This window comes from Streptomyces sp. NBC_01549, from assembly GCF_026339955.1.
In the GTDB taxonomy this organism is placed as follows: Bacteria; Actinomycetota; Actinomycetes; order Streptomycetales; family Streptomycetaceae; genus Streptomyces.
The window spans coordinates 454,770-469,626 of record NZ_JAPEPW010000004.1; the positions used below are offsets into that span (position 1 = coordinate 454,770).

The window sequence follows — 14,857 nt, forward strand, 5'->3', positions numbered from 1 at the left end:
GGACACGCGGGCTCCGGCCGACGCCTTCGCGCGGAGGTCCGGAGCCCCTTTTGAACGACAGGAGCAATGATGAACGAGTCCGTCCGCGCCTACGACGTGGTCGTCATAGGCGCGGGCCCGGTCGGCGAGAACGTGGCCGACCGGGCCCGTGCCGCCGGGCTCAGTACCGTGATCGTGGAACGCGAACTGCTCGGCGGCGAATGCTCGTTCTGGGCCTGCGAACCGAGCAAGGCGCTGCTGCGGCCGGTGGTGGCCCGCGCCGACGCGCGCCGCGTCCCGGGACTGGCCGCCGCCGTGCGAGGACCACTGGACGTGGACGCGGTCCTCGCGCACCGCGACCGGATGGCCGCCTACTGGAAGGACGAGGATCAGGTCGACTGGCTCGACTCGGTCTCCGTCGACCTCGTACGCGGTCACGGCCGGCTCACCGGCCCACGGCAGGTGTCGGTGCGGACCCCGGACGGAAACACCGTCCGGCTGAGCGCACGGCACGCCGTCGCAGTGTGCACGGGTACCGGCACGGCCCTGCCCGACATACCCGGCCTCGACACCGTACGGCCGTGGACCAACCGCGAGGCCACCGGCGCCGACCGCGTACCGGGCCGTCTCGCCGTGGTGGGCGCGGGCGTGGTCGCGGTCGAACTGGCCACCGCCTGGCAGGCACTCGGCTCCCAGGTGACTTTGCTGGTCCGCGGCGCCGGCCTGCTGACGAGGATGGAACCGTTCGCCGGTGAACTGGTCGCCGACGGGCTGCGCGAGGCAGGCGTCGACATCCGGCTGGGCACCGAGGTCACCGCCGTGAAGCGCGTGGGCGGCGCGGACGACGAAGTACGGATCACCCTGGCCGACGGCGAGGAACTGGCCGCGGACGAGATCCTGTTCGCCACCGGCCGCGCGCCGCGCACCACGGACGTCGGCCTGGAGAGCGTCGGTCTCACCCCGGGCGGCTGGCTCACGGTGGACGACACGTGCCGGGTGACCGCCGTGGCCGACGGCTGGCTCTACGCCGTCGGCGATGTCAACCAGCGGGCCCTGATGACCCACCAGGGCAAGTACCAGGCCCGGATCGCCGGCGCGGCCATCGCCGCCCGCGCCACAGGAACCTCGCTCGACGACGCCCGCTGGGGCGCGCACGCCGCGACGGCCGACCACGCCGCCGTGCCGCAGGTCGTCTTCACCACCCCCGAAGTGGCCTCCGTCGGCCTCACCACGCACGAGGCGCAGCGAACCGGACGCCGGGTCGAGGTGGTCGACTACGAGATCGGCCGGCTGGCGGGCGCACAGCAGTACGCCAAGGACTACCGCGGTCGGGCCCGGATGCTGGTCGACGCCGACCGCGGCACCGTGGCCGGCGTCACCTTCGCCGGACCCGGAGTCGGAGAACTCCTCCACTCGGCCACGATCGCCGTCGCCGGCGAGGTGCCCCTGGATCGGCTCTGGCACGCGGTCCCCGCCTTCCCCACCATCAGCGAGGTCTGGCTGAGGCTCCTGGAGACCTACCGGGACAGCAGAGCGCAGTGACATGTCACACACACGTGTGTGACCTCAGGAACATAGGGCCGGCTGTCCTAAAGGCGCACCGAAGGGCAGCCGGCCCCATCCCGCCGCCGGGGGTGTGGCAGCGGGGGCTTGTCACTGTCAACACGGATTCGACGGGACAACCGGTTCATGATCCTTTTCGGGCCTCCCGCCGGCCGAGTGCCGGGAAGCGCTGAACACCTGCTCTGACCAGCTGACACCTCACACATGACCTTTAGGCTCGGGTCGCCAGAAGCGATCGACCAAGCCCTCGGAGGCAGCAAACGTGATCGTAGTGACCGGCGCGACCGGCAACGTCGGCCGAGCCCTCGTCGACCGTCTCCTCGCCGCGGGCCGGCCGGTACGGGCCCTGACCCGGGACCCCGAGCGGGCCTCACTCCCGGAGGAGGCCGAGGTGGTTCGGTTCCGGCCGGAGGACCCCGCGGCCCAGTTCGCCGGGGTGACGAGCCTCTTCCTCTACGCCCAGGCGAGCTCCGTCCCCCTGCTGGAGGCGGCCCGCGCCCAGGGAGTGCGCCACGTCGTCCTGCTCTCCAGCGGCATCATCCACAAGGGCGTCGACGACACCCACCCCATCCACTTCCTGCACGCCGCCGCCGAACGGCAGATCCGCGACAGCGGTCTCGCCTGGACCTTCCTGCGGCCCAACGCGTTCGCCGCCAACGCCCTCCAGTGGGCGCCGCAGATCCGTACGGGGAACACCGTCCGGGGCGTGTTCGCGGGCGCCCGCTTCGCACCCATCCACGAGGGCCACATCGCGGCCGTCGCCGAGCGGGCGCTGCTCGACGACGGGCATGAGGCAGCAGTGCACCATCTGACCGGCCCCGAGGCGGCCACCAACGCCGAGCAGGTCGCGGCGATCGGTGCGGCCGTCGGCAGGGAGCTGACGTTCGTCGAGGTGGACCCGCGCGAGGCGGGTACGGAACTGTTCCCGCACGTTCCGCCCCCGATGCTCGAACGGATGCTGGGCTCCTTCGCTCAGACCGTCGGCGTGCCCCCGGAGATCACCGGCACGGTCGAGGACCTGACCGGTACCCCGGCCCGCGCCTGAGGCTGTCACCGGTGACGGCTCCGGCCACCACGACGGCCGTAAGGAGGAAGGCGTTCAGTTCGCCCCGGCCGGCGACCGCGGCGGCGAGGAGGATGGCCGTCTCGCCGGGCACCAGCAGCCCGATGAAGGCGCTGGTCTCACTGGCCGTCAGGACGAACACCACGGCGTACGACCACCAGCCGGCCGCCTCGATCACACCGTTGAGGTGCATGGCCGTCAGCCCGCCCGCCCCAACGGCGCGGAATCGGGGGTGAGGACGTGGGCGGGGCGGACCGGCGTCCCTGCCGTTCGGCCGGACGGTGCGGCCTGGCCGGCGCCGGGGTCTTGGGCACGCGGCCGCAGCGTCACGAGCTGTCCCTCCGGCTCCCAGGCATCCACTGCGCGCCGGCGTACCGGGTCCTTGCGCGCGAAGACTCCTACGGCGAACCAGGTCAAGAGCGGTACGACCGCGCCCAGTACACCGGCGGAGGCGGGGTGAGGAGATGTCAGCACCGACGTCGTCACACCGCATGCCGCGGTCACCATGACGGCAATACGTGTGCGGACCGACGAGATGGCGGTGACCGCGGCCGAGGCCATCAACAGGTACCAGCCCGTGAGCGCACCGGGCATCGCCAGGTACTCGCGAAAGAGCGAACTCTCGTGCGCCGGCAGGTGTTCCAGCGGTACCGACCAGGTGTACAGCAGCCCGGCCGCGCTGGACAGCAGCAGCGCGAGGGCGGCGTGCGTGTAGACCGCCGGCCGCTGCTGCGCCAGCCAGAGCAGGATCAGTGCCGTCAGGGGCCGGGGGGCCAGGGTGTAGACGGATGACATCACCTGTGTCGTGTCCGTCCAGGCGAGGTCGTGATAAGGGTCGGCACCGGAAGAGACGCCGAGCAGGGCCGCGTGAAGCATCGCGAGGCGCCGCCGCACCCGTCGCCGTATGCCGCAGGGCAGTACGGACGATCGTCTGCCATGTCTGCCGGGTGGCGCGTGGACGGCTGTCTGACGGCCTGCCGGACGCCAGGACGGCGGCATGCGGCATCTGCGTGGCGTGGGCCACGACTGGGTCACCTCACTTAGTTGATGCATTAAGTATGTGAACTATGGTTGACGCGCCGGACAGCGGGTGGGTCACAGAGCAGCCCACCGGAACCTCACTGATTGACACATCAAGCATGCATAAAGATACTTGTTACGTCAATCAATAACCTCGGGGTGACCGGCATCCTGCGGGATCACCGGTGGAGGAGACCATGACCTTCGAAATAGGCCTCAACTCGTTCGGGGAGGTCGCCACGGACGACGGCCGCACGCTCGGCGACGCCGAGACCGTCCGCCTCCTCGTCGAGGAGGCCGCCCTCGCCGAGTCCTGCGGACTGGACGTCTTCAGCATCGGCGAGCACTACCGGCCGGGCCACGTCGACAGTGCCGCTCCCGTGCTGCTCTCGGCCATCGCCACCGCCACCGAACACATCCGTCTCGGAACGTCGGTGACCGTCCTGAGCACCAATGACCCCGTGCGGCTCTACCACGACTTCTCCACCCTGGACGCCGTGTCGAACGGCCGGGCCCAGCTCGTCCTCGGCCGGGCATCGGCCACGGAATCCTTCCCTCTGTTCGGCTACGACCTCGCCGACTACGAGGAACTGTTCGAGGAGAAGCTCGACCTCTTCATGCGCCTGCAGCGGGAGGAGACGGTGACGTGGTCCGGCGCGTTCCGGGCACCGCTCGTCGAACAGCGGCCGCGCCCCCGGATGCGCGACGGCGGGATCCCCACCTGGATCGGCGTGGGCGGCAGCCCGCACTCCGTGATCCGTGCCGCCCGATACGGACTGCCCATGATGATGGCCATCATCGGCGGACGCCCACAGCGCTTCGCGGGTCTCGTCACCCTCTTCCGCGAGGCACTGCAACAGGCCGGGCACGAGCCGCAGCCGATCGGCCAGCACTCGCTGGGCCTCATCGCCGACACCGACGAGGAAGCGGCCGAGACCTGGTGGGAGTACTGGCAGCCGGTCGTGGCCCAGGCCGCCGAGGAGCGGGGCTTCTACAAGCCGACCCGCGAACGGTACAAGGCGGAGATCGACCGCGGCGCGCTGTTCGTCGGCTCCCCGGAAACCGTCGCCCAGAAGATCGCCCAGATGGCCCGCGACCTGCACCTGAGCCGCTTCGACCTCAAGTACGACATCATGCACCTGCCTCGCCGGGCCCGGGCCCGCACGATCGAGCTGCTGGGCCGTGAAGTCGCCCCGCGGGTCAGGGAACTGCTCACCAAGGAGTCCACCCATGGATGACATCGTTTTCGGCCTGGACACGTTCGGGGACGTTCCCCAGGACGACTCGGGCGCCCCGGTCTCCCACGCGAGGGCGATACGGCAGGTCGTCGCCGAAGCCGTCCTCGCGGACGGCATCGGCGTCGACGTCATCGCACTGGGCGAGCACCACCGTCCCGAGTACTCGGTGTCGTCCCCGGAGACCGTGCTCGCCGGCATCGCTACACGCACCGAGCGCATCCGTCTGTCCTCCGGTGTGACCGTGCTCAGCTCCGACGACCCCGTGCGGGTGTTCCAGCGCTTCGCGACCGTCGACGCCCTCTCCGGGGGGAGGGCCGAGGTCATCCTCGGACGTGGCTCGTTCACCGAGTCCTTCCCGCTGTTCGGATACGACCTGAGCGACTACGACACGTTGTTCGAGGAGAAGATCGAGCTGTTCGCGAGGCTGCTGGAGGAGAAGCCCGTCACCTGGTCGGGCACCATGCGGGCCCCGCTGGAGAACACCGAGGTCTTCCCGACCACCGAATCGGGGCGGCTGACCACCTGGGTCGGAGTCGGCGGCTCACCGCAGTCGGTCATCCGCACCGCCCGCTACGGCCTTCCGCTCATGCTCGCCGTCATCGGCGGCTCCTTCGAACGCTTCGTGCCCTACACGGACCTCTACCGGCGCGCGGCGCAGCAGTTCGGCACCACGGCGCATCCGGTGGGCATGCACTCTCCCGGATTCGTCGCCGACACCGACGAAGAGGCCCGGGAGGTGTTCTGGCCCGGCTACCGGCTCATGCGCGACCGCATCGGCGCGCTGCGAGGCTGGGCACCGGTACGTCGGGAGGAGTTCGAAGCCGAGATCGAGCACGGCTCCTTGTACATCGGCTCGCCGGAGACGGTGGCACGCAGGATCGCCGACGCGGTGAGCGGCCTCGGCGTCGGCAGGTTCGACCTCCTGTACACCGCGGGCCAGCAGCCGGTCAGCGCCCGCCTGCGCGCGGTCGAGCTTTACGGCACGAAGGTGATCCCCATGGTCCGGGACATCCTGGCCGACTGACATCGTGAAAGGAAACGCAATGGACGCACACGACATCCGCACCATAGGCATCCTGGGTGCCGGAAAAGTGGGCACCGTCCTGGCGCGGCTGGCCCTGTCGGCAGGCCTTCGCGTGCTGATCGCCGGGTCGGGGGCTCCCGAGGACATCTCACTCACCGTAGAGGTCCTCGCACCCGGCGCGATCCCGGTCACCGCCGCTGAGGCGGCGGCTTCGGCCGACATGGTGATCCTGGCGCTTCCCCTGGGCAAGTACCGCGGGATCCCGGTCGAGGAGCTGCACGGCAAACTGGTCGTCGACGCCATGAACTACTGGTGGGAGGTCGACGGGGTACGCGACGACCTCACCGATCCGCGCACCTCCACCAGCGAGATCGTCCAGGCGTTCCTGCCGAGGTCCCGTGTGGTCAAGGCCTTCAATCACATGGGCTACCACGACCTCGAGGACGAGGCCCGGCCCGCCGGCGCGCCCGACCGCAAGGCGATCGCCGTCGCCGGGAACAACCCGTCCGACCGGGCCACGGCCGCCCACCTCGTGAACGCCCTCGGCTTCGATCCCGTCATCGTCGGCCCGCTGGCCGAAGGCGTACGCCTCGAACCAGGCACCGAACCCTTCGGGGCGGACGTCGGCGCCCGCGAACTGCGGGCCATGGTCGACCGCTTCCCCGCGTCGGAGCGCGGACGAATGGTCGGCCGGGCCCGCGCCGCCGCCGTGATCCCGCCGGCGGAGGCGGCATAGGAACCCTTTCCGCCAACGGGTCCTCCATGACCAGGACTTGGCTGCGTGGGGGCGCGTCGCGGGCGTCCGCTCCGGGCTGGTCGGTTGCCCGTCGATCAGACGCCACAGCCCCTCGGGGTCGGCCTCGGCCAGGTCATCGGGCAGGAGGGCGTCGGGAAAGCCCTGGCAGGTGACCGGCCTCAGGAACCGGTCGATCGCGGTCATGCCGACGGACGTGAAACGGCTGTCCGTCGTGTTCGAGGGCCCGTCCACGCGGGGCTCCTATGGGGCGGGCCGGTGACCGCTCGGGCCGCTCCGAGGCGTCCGAGCGGTCACCACGATCAGCCTCTCGCCCTCGGCGTGCGCGCTCCGCCCGCGATCGGGACACCCGTACGGCGGGCCTGGCGCAGGGTGGCCGGGGAGTCCTCACTGCGGGCCGCCTCGGTGGGGATGTCCGGTCGGGCCGGCGTGGTGGGCCGGCCCGCGGGCGGCTGGTAGCCCTCGAGCCGAGCCCGGCCCCAGACGTAGGGGTCGGCCTGGGCGCTGCCGTACGGCGACCAGGCCAGCCGGGTCTGTCCGGTCCGGTCGTCGGTGTCGGCGTCGTACACGAGGACGTTCATCGCGAACCGTTCGGGGTCTGCCGCGGCCGGGAGCTCGCTGAGCGGGATCTTCACCTCGACGCTGTAGCTCTGGTAGGGATCGGTCACCGTGCTGACGCAGCGCATGCCCGGCGCCGTCTTCTCCGCCGGCCCCTGCCGGTTGTCCGCGTCGCGCTCGGCCGCCGGGCCGCCGTCCGCGGCCGTGAACGGGAGAATGCCCGTCTTGAACGTCACGGAGGTGTCGTTCGCGGCCCCTCGCGGGTCCAGGGCGATCTCGACGGAGTCGGTACGCCAGTGCCTCTTGAGGTCGTCCTGGGCGAGCGCGGCTCCCTTGCGCTCGTCCAGGACGCGCACCAGGGCGTACAGGTCGTCGCCGTGGCGGGACAGCTTCACCGTCGCCGAGCAGTCGGCGGCCGAGGTTTCATCACCCTGCCAGTGGCGCAGCGGCAGTTCGGGGCCCGGGTACTCCCCTTCGCCTTCCAGGCCATTGAGCACCGGCGCCGCGTGCACCTCCGGAATCGTCGTCGACGGTCGGTCGGGGTGGAGCGGCTGGGCGTTGTTCGCCAGCCACGGCATGCCGACCCGGTGTGCCCAGTCACGGAACTCCGCGTACAGCGGGAGCAGTCCGGACTGCTCGTGCACCGGCGCCTCCAGCGTCCGTCCGTCCTCGGCCAGCACGCTGAACCACTCCGATCCGAGCGCGTCGGGATCGGTCGGCGCCACGGAAGGGAGCGCGGCCCATCCCTGGGTGGCGTAGTGACGGGCGGCGTCCCATTTGACCTGCGCCCAGGTCGTACCGTGCGCGCGGGACGACACGCCGGACCACACCCCGAGGACCGGAAGACCGGTGTCGGGGTCCGTGCGGCGCTGCTCGGCCGCCGACGGTCCGAGAAGGCCGTCGAAGCGGTAGTTCTGGGCCAGCAGCCGCCGGGGCTGCCAGGCCGTGAGCCCTTCGCGGATGATCTGGTGGGGGAAGGCGTGCGGATCGCCCGCCGCCCGGAAGGCCTCGATGGCCATCCGTGCCGCCAGCTGGTGCCCGCCGTGCTGGTTGAACGGCCGGGGATCCATCGCGATCACGGTGTGCGGGGTCGTCTCCCGGATCAGCCGGACGACACGTTCGAGGGTGTCCGGCTCGTTCCAGATACCGGCGGTCAACGGCGCCGACAGCGTGTACCAGAAGTCCGGCTTGTCGAGGTAGAAGATGTTGCGGATGCCGGCGAGGGCGGTGGCGGCGCGCTCCTCGGTCTCCCGGATCAAGCCGAGAGCGGGGCCTTCCTCCGGGCCCACCGCGTTTCCGCCTCCTTCACCTCGGGTCACGGTGAGCACGCCCGTGCTCCACCCGTGGCGTTCGCGCCACTGTCCCAGCGTCGCGAAACTGAGCATCTCGTCGTCGGGATGCGCCCCCACGAAGAGCACGTCGTTGTGGGCGGGGTCGTGGGGGCGGGAAGCCGTGTGTCCGTCCGCGGCCTCGGCGACACCCGCGGAGAGTCCCACGGAGGTGAGTCCGGTCAGCACGGTGGACAAGACGGTTCGGCGTCGGACGTCGGTCAAGATAAGAACGCTCCTACGTTGCGGTGACGTATGACAGACGCGTCGGCCGGGCGGTGTCGGACGCGCTCTTCGGTTGCCAAGCCTGCACCGGACGGGCAAGACACCCTGGCCGACAGGCCGTTCACGCCGGGGCCGACGAGTCTCCCGGTGCTCCGAAACGACCCAAGAGATTGACTAGTCAAGAAAATGTCCACACTGCCATGCTGCCAAGAACACGGCATGAGTCCCACGCCCGCCCCAACCTGACGGATTCCGCCACGAGTTGGTACCCCGAGAAGGCAATGAAGAAGAGATCGGGCTCCTGGACCAACCGTCAAGGCCGCATCCGAAGTCCGGTCCGGAATCGGACTTCGGATGCGGGGAACAGACCCTCTCGGCAGGGAGGTTGTCGAAGACGGCCGACCCGCACCCGCCCGCGTGCTCACACACGGCCGACGGAAGCCCCACATCAAGAACGACGAAGCGGCCGCCCGCGAGCGTCATGCGCGCGTTCGCTCGAATGCGGTGGTGAGTTCGGTGGTGGTGCGGGCGTAGGTGGGGCCGTCGAGTTCGTGGGCGGCGTGCATCACCTCGGGGAGGAAGGCGGCGGTGGCGTCGCGGAACTAGATCCCGTCCATCATCCTGAAAGTCGAACCCAAGGGCCGTAAAGCTCCCGTACAGGGCACAGGTGTATGATGGGCATCATCCAGTAGTGCGGCATCCCACGAGACCGCCCCACGGAAGGCAGGCACGGATGGGCCACTCGCAGGCGGAGAAGGCGGCGACCCGCGCACGCGTCCTGCAGCTCGCTTCACGCAAGGTCCGCACCGAAGGCGTCACCCGTCTCGGCATCGCGGAGCTGATGAACGAGGCCGGACTCACCCACGGCGGCTTCTACAAGCACTTCGCCTCACGCGACGACCTGATCGCCCAGGCCGCAGCCGTCGCACTGGCCGAGGGCACCATCAAGATGCAGAGATCCGCACGGAAGAACGAGCAGGACCCCCGTGCCGGCCTGATCGACGCCTACCTCGCAAAGCGGCATCGCGACATGCCCGACACCGGCTGCGCGCTCGTCTCGCTCGGCGCCTCCACGGGACGCGGCGGCCAGGACTTCAAAGAGGCCTACGAGAAGCAGGTCCGAACATACCTGGAGCTCATCGCGGGCCTGGACGACGACTCCGAGGACACCCGCGCCGAGGCCATGCTCACCCTCAGCGCACTCGTCGGCGCCCTGCTCATGTCCCGGGCCGTCACCGACCAGAACTTCTCCGACGAACTGCTGGAGACCGTCGCCGAGCGCCTGCGGTGAATCACGAGACACAGATCTCGGCCCCTGCACCCACTTCATTGACGGGGGAATTAAAATGTAACTTTACTTGATCCAGCAATTAATATACCGTTATCCGTTGCTCCTGGGCATGTCCGCCTCCTTCATGTTCGATACACAGAGAATCCAACACCGTTGCGTTTGAGTCTTGAGTCGCAGGTCAAGCCCTGGTGAACGACGCAACGGGACGTCCTGATAGATCAACTTGTGTCGAGCATGAAGATCATCGGGAGTCCCGTTGCAGGAGAAGTCTGTCATCACGCGCACAGTCGAGGTAGCCGGGGGTGTGTACGCGCCCGGTCACTTGGGTGAGTTGACCCAGATCGTGGACTTCGTGCTGGTGGACGCGGTCATCGAGGAGACCGGGGCGGTCGAGCGGCGGCTGCGGCTGCTGCCGTCTCGGGTGGTGGTCTACTTCGTCCTCGCGTTGGCCCTGTTCGAGGACTGCTCCTACCGGGGTGTGTGGGGCAAGCTGGTCGCCGGGCTGGCGGGGCTGGACCTGGTGCGCCCGGCGGCCTCCTCGCTCTCCCGGGCCCGGCGACGGATAGGGGTAGCGCCACTGCGGCGGCTGTTCGAGATCCTGGCCGGGCCTGTCGCCCGCCTCGGGCAGGCCGGTTCGTTCTACCGCGGGCTGCGGACCGTGGCCGTGGACGGCACCTTGCTGCACGTGCCCGACGAGGAGGCGCTCACCTGGCGCTATGCCAAGCGCTCGGGCGAGAGCGTGGAGTTCGGCTACCCGCTGCTGCGGTTGCTGGTTCTGGTCGAGTGCGGCACCCGCGCGATTCTGGCCGCCGCCTTCGGCCCCGAGTCCGAGGGCGAACTCGCCTACACCACACGCCTCTTGGGTGCCCTGGACAGCACGATGCTCCTGCTGGCCGATGCCGCCTTCGACGCGGCTGAGTTCCTGAACGAGGTGGCCGCCGACGGCGCACAGCTCCTGGTGCGCTCCTCCGCCCGCCGGATCCCCACGCCTTTGACGCACCTGGGCGACGGCTCCTACCTGGCCCGGATCGGCTACGGCGTACTGCCCGCCCTGCTGACCGTCCGTGTCATCGAGGCCTCCATCACGGTCACTCTGGCCGACGGCACGATCCGCACGGAGCAGTGGCGACTGCTGACCAGCCTGCTCGATCCGGTCGCCTTCCCGGCCGCCGAGCTTGTTGATCTTTACCATGAGCGGTGGCAGTCGGAGACGACGTATTTCTCGATCAAGGCGACGATGCTCGACGGCCGCGTTCTGCGCTCCCGCAGCCTGCAAGGGCTCGACCAGGAGGTCTACGCCCTGCTGACCACCTACCAGGCCCTGATCCGTGCTGCCGCCGACACCGTCTACTCCCGTCCGGAGGTGGACATGGATCGGATCAGTTTCACCGTCCTGCAGACCACCGCCGTCGACACGGTCGTCACCGCGACCGGGATCCTGCCCCCGGCAGGACCTGCCGAGCTCATCGGCACCATCGGCCGGGCCGTCCTCGACGCCCTGCACCCCGCCCGGCGCCGACACCGCGTCAAGGCCCGCACCCGCAAGAACCCCACCAGCAAGTACGGACCGAACGCCGGGCAACACCCCACGACCAGCCAGAACTACACCGTCCACAGCACCGTCACGTTCTTCGAACACGGGCTCGCGAACCGCGCACGGACGTAAACGCAATGGTGTTGACAGAGAATCTGATCCATGATCATGGGTCTTCGAACTTAACCGTGCCCGGTGGGCACGGTCCGCTGTCAGGGTCTTGACGGGTGCAGAACGCCCGTGACGCTCTGTGATTCTTCGAGTTGCGACGCTTGAAGGATCACGTGAAGGGCCACGGGCTTGTCCAACGATACGACGCGGCTGTTCGGCTTGGTCGGGGTGGAGGTGGTCGGCGTCGAGGTCGGCGCCGACGACATTCCGATGCTGGCCCTGGTCACCTGCGATGAGCAGGCCCGATGCTGTCCCGACTGTGGGGTGCGGTCCGGGCGGCCGCACTCCTGGGTACGCACTCGTCCGCGGGACCTGCCCGTGGCCGGGCGGCGAACCGGTCCGACCTGGACCAAGCGCCGATGGCGGTGCGTCAACGAGCAGTGCCGGCGCAAGACGTTCACCGAGGCGCTGCCGTCGATCCCACCGCGGTCGCGGTTGACGTCGCGGCTGCGTACCTCGGTCGGGGAAGCGGTCGCCGACCGCGGACGGACGGTGGTGCAGGCCGCGCGCGACTTCGAGGTGTCGTGGCCGGTGGCGAACACCGCGTTCACGGCTGCGGCCGAGGCTGCGCTGCCGAAGGACACGCCGCCGGTGACGCACCTGGGGATCGACGAGACCCGACGCGGGAAGGCGAAGTTCCGCCTGGTCGAGGCGCCCGATGGCGGTGAGATCTGGGAAGTCGTCGCCGACCGGTGGCATGTCGGGCTGGTTGACCTGGTCGGCGGTGCCGGGCTGCTGGGGCAGGTCGAGGGCCGCACCGCGGCGAGTGTGTCGGCGTGGATCGGCGCCCAGACTCGCCAGTGGCGGGCCGGGGTCCAGGTGGTCGCGATCGACATGTGCACCGTGTTCAAAGCCGCGGTGCGCGACTCGCTGCCGCACGTCAGCACGTGGTGGCCGCAGATCCTCGCCGCGATCACGACCGGCGTCACCAACGGCGCCTCCGAAGGGATCAACAGGGCGATCAAACCGACGCCGTTCATCTTTACGCGACGCGTTGTAAGTCAAGTATCGCCGAACCCTGATCGGGAGATGCATAAAGGATTCATATAAAGCTGCTATGCTTCAGGCATGAGTCGCCGAGACGCCGCGCACGGCGCTTCCGATGCCATCGGGTCAGCCCTCTACGGTCTGGCCACCAGGGCCGTGAGACGCCTTCCCCGCGACATGAGCCTGACGTCCGCCGCCACCTTGGCCACCCTGGACAAGACCGGCCCGCGACGGATCACCGATCTGGCGGTGGCCGAGGGCGTCACCCAGCCCGCGATGACCGTCCTGGTCCGGGTGATGGAGGAATCCGGGCTGGTCGAGCGGAAGGGCGATCCGTCCGACAAGCGGGTCACGCTGGTGTGCCTGACCGAGGCCGGCGCGTCGTACGTCCGGACGCGACGCCAGGCGGGCGTCGACGCGTACGCGCGGTTGATCGACGAACTCACCGGTGACGAGGTCGAGGCCTTGGCAGCAGCCCTTCCGGCGCTGCTGCATCTGGCGGAGCTCGAAAGCCACGCCCGAGAGGATTCGGACCGGTGACCGCGGCCCAGGCTCATGACCAGCCCATGAGCACTGCCCTGATACGTTCCGAGGCACGTCTGCTGGTCCCCGCCCTGATGTTCATCGCCCTGGTCGTGGCGGCGGTCGCCAGCCTCGGGACGCCGCTCATCACCAGCGTGGCGACCACGTTCCACGTCTCCCTCGACAGCGCGCAGTGGACGCTGACCATCGCCCTGGTCAGCGGCGCCGTCGCCACACCCGTCCTCGGCCGGCTCGGAGCCGGTCCGCACCGGCGGGCCACGATTCTCGCCACGCTGGCGATCGTCGTCGTCGGCAGCGCGCTCACCGTGCTGCCGCTGCCGTTCGCCTGGCTGCTCGTGGGCAGAGCGGCCCAAGGCGTCGGACTCGGTCTCACGGCGCTGATGATGGGCGTGGCCCGCGACCATCTTCCCGAGGAGCGCAGCGCGGCCACGATCGCCCTGATCTCAGTGGTCTCCATCATCGGAGCCGGCGTCGGCTACCCGCTGGCCGCGCTGCTCGCCGAGTTCGGCGGACTGCGGGCCGCCTACGGCCTCGGCCTGCTCGTCACCGCCATCGCCTTCGTGACCGCGTGGCGCTCCATGCCCGCAGCTCCCGAAGGCCGCTCCGCTCACGTGAACGTGGCCGGTGCGCTCGTCCTGGCGGGTGGACTGCTCCTCGTCCTGTTCCTGGCCGGCGAGAGGAGCCTGTGGAGCCGACACCTCGCCGTGGCGGTGCCCCTTGCCGTCGCCGCCGTACTCCTGCTCTGCGTCTGGACCGTTTCCGAACTGCGAACCAAGACGCCCCTGGTCGACGTCCGGGCGGTACGGCACCCGGCGGTCGCCGGGGCGAACATCGCCATGTTCGTCGGCGGGAGCGGCATGTACCTCCTGCTCACGCTCATCACCCGCTACGCGCAGACGCCGCACAGCGCCGGCTACGGCTTCGGACTGACCACCTTCGTGGCGGGACTGGTCCTCATCCCGTTCTCCGTGCTGGGGTTCGTCGCCGGCAAGCTCACGCCGCGGGTCCGCGAACGGATCGACGGCCCCCTGCTCCTGGCCGGCAGCGCCGCCATCGTCGGCGGCGGGTTCGTCCTGTTCGCCACCGCCCGGTCCAACCTGGCCGAACTGCTCGCGGCCATGGGCGTGCTGGGCTTCGGCGTCGGCAGCTTCTCGGCCGCCATGCCCGGCGTCATCCTGGCCGTCACCCCCAAGAGCGAGACGTCGAGCGCCATGAGCTTCAACTACGTCGTCCGCAGCGTCGGGTACTCCCTGGGCAGCGCCATCGGCGGTCTGGTCCTGGCCGCCGGCACCGCCACGGGCCACCTCTTCCCGAACGACGACGCCTACACGACCGCAGCGCTGGTCGGCGTCGCCGCGATGGCGATCACGACGATGGCCAGCCTCGCCCTCGCCCGCCGACGCTCACCCGAGACCAATCCGATCACAGCCCCAGTCGGTGTGCCGGGCCTGGGCCGGTCGAGTCGAACCGGAAGCTGAGGATCGAAGCCGTCCGACTTCGACGCCGTCTCCGTCGGCTCGCTGACCCACAGCGCGCCGGCCATGGATCTGAGCATGCTTCTGAGCATCAATTCCGAACA

Annotated in this window: 13 protein-coding genes; 10 read left to right on the forward strand and 3 right to left on the reverse strand. The window is 69.7% G+C overall.

The genetic code is table 11. The features are described 5' to 3' along the window. The first annotated feature begins 69 nt into the window (after window positions 1–69). Window positions 70–1,521 carry an NAD(P)/FAD-dependent oxidoreductase gene (locus OG819_RS52755; protein ID WP_266657012.1) on the forward strand — a complete coding sequence of 484 codons (1,452 nt, stop codon included), beginning with the start codon at window positions 70–72 and terminating at the stop codon, window positions 1,519–1,521. Between the two features lie 283 nt (window positions 1,522–1,804). Next, entirely contained in the window at window positions 1,805–2,587 is a 783-nt protein-coding gene (locus tag OG819_RS52760; protein ID WP_266657014.1) for an NAD(P)H-binding protein, read from the forward strand. Here the strand turns inward: OG819_RS52760 and OG819_RS52765 are convergent. Both OG819_RS52765 and OG819_RS52770 read right to left on the reverse strand, forming a co-directional pair. Continuing rightward, on the reverse strand, window positions 2,541–2,798 hold the full coding sequence (locus OG819_RS52765) for a DedA family protein (protein WP_266636088.1): 258 nt from the start codon (window positions 2,796–2,798) through the stop codon (window positions 2,541–2,543). The genes OG819_RS52760 and OG819_RS52765 overlap by 47 nt on opposite strands. Before the next feature lie 5 nt (window positions 2,799–2,803). Next, window positions 2,804–3,481, reverse strand: coding sequence for a hypothetical protein (locus OG819_RS52770; RefSeq protein ID WP_266657016.1), 678 nt, complete (start codon window positions 3,479–3,481; stop codon window positions 2,804–2,806). 341 nt (window positions 3,482–3,822) lie between these two features. On the opposite strand from OG819_RS52770, the gene OG819_RS52775 reads away from it, so the two are divergent. Genes OG819_RS52775 through OG819_RS52785 form a run of 3 tightly spaced genes read left to right on the forward strand, consistent with a single transcriptional unit; the run spans window position 3,823 to window position 6,623 of the window. Then, complete coding sequence (locus tag OG819_RS52775; RefSeq protein WP_266636086.1) at window positions 3,823–4,863, forward strand: LLM class flavin-dependent oxidoreductase; 1,041 nt, start codon at window positions 3,823–3,825, stop codon at window positions 4,861–4,863. Continuing rightward, the gene (locus tag OG819_RS52780; protein WP_266636085.1) at window positions 4,856–5,887 is read left to right on the forward strand and encodes an LLM class flavin-dependent oxidoreductase; all 1,032 of its coding nucleotides are present in this window, start codon (window positions 4,856–4,858) and stop codon (window positions 5,885–5,887) included. The genes OG819_RS52775 and OG819_RS52780 overlap by 8 nt, the downstream gene beginning before the upstream one ends. 19 nt (window positions 5,888–5,906) lie before the next feature. Beyond that, window positions 5,907–6,623, forward strand: coding sequence for an NADPH-dependent F420 reductase (locus OG819_RS52785; protein WP_266636084.1), 717 nt, complete (start codon window positions 5,907–5,909; stop codon window positions 6,621–6,623). Between the two features lie 320 nt (window positions 6,624–6,943). Here OG819_RS52785 and OG819_RS52790 read toward each other — a convergent pair whose 3' ends face one another. After that, window positions 6,944–8,752, reverse strand: coding sequence for a sugar-binding protein (locus OG819_RS52790; protein WP_266657018.1), 1,809 nt, complete (start codon window positions 8,750–8,752; stop codon window positions 6,944–6,946). A gap of 733 nt (window positions 8,753–9,485) precedes the next feature. Between OG819_RS52790 and OG819_RS52795 the strand changes: the two genes are divergently transcribed. The 5 genes from OG819_RS52795 to OG819_RS52815 all read left to right on the forward strand — a co-directional run bounded on the left by OG819_RS52795 (window position 9,486) and on the right by OG819_RS52815 (window position 14,756). After that, entirely contained in the window at window positions 9,486–10,043 is a 558-nt protein-coding gene (locus OG819_RS52795) for a TetR/AcrR family transcriptional regulator (RefSeq protein WP_266636082.1), read from the forward strand. A 256-nt stretch (window positions 10,044–10,299) separates the two neighbouring features. Next, window positions 10,300–11,709 (forward strand): IS4 family transposase, encoded by a 1,410-nt coding sequence (locus OG819_RS52800; protein ID WP_266657020.1) that lies wholly within the window; start codon window positions 10,300–10,302, stop codon window positions 11,707–11,709. Window positions 11,710–11,922: 213 nt separating this feature from the next. Next, entirely contained in the window at window positions 11,923–12,798 is an 876-nt protein-coding gene (locus tag OG819_RS52805; protein ID WP_266657022.1) for a transposase, read from the forward strand. Window positions 12,799–12,816: 18 nt separating this feature from the next. Next, window positions 12,817–13,275 carry a MarR family transcriptional regulator gene (locus OG819_RS52810; RefSeq protein ID WP_266657024.1) on the forward strand — a complete coding sequence of 153 codons (459 nt, stop codon included), beginning with the start codon at window positions 12,817–12,819 and terminating at the stop codon, window positions 13,273–13,275. Between the two features lie 26 nt (window positions 13,276–13,301). Continuing rightward, entirely contained in the window at window positions 13,302–14,756 is a 1,455-nt protein-coding gene (locus OG819_RS52815; protein ID WP_266657026.1) for an MFS transporter, read from the forward strand. The last annotated feature ends 101 nt before the right edge of the window (window positions 14,757–14,857 follow it).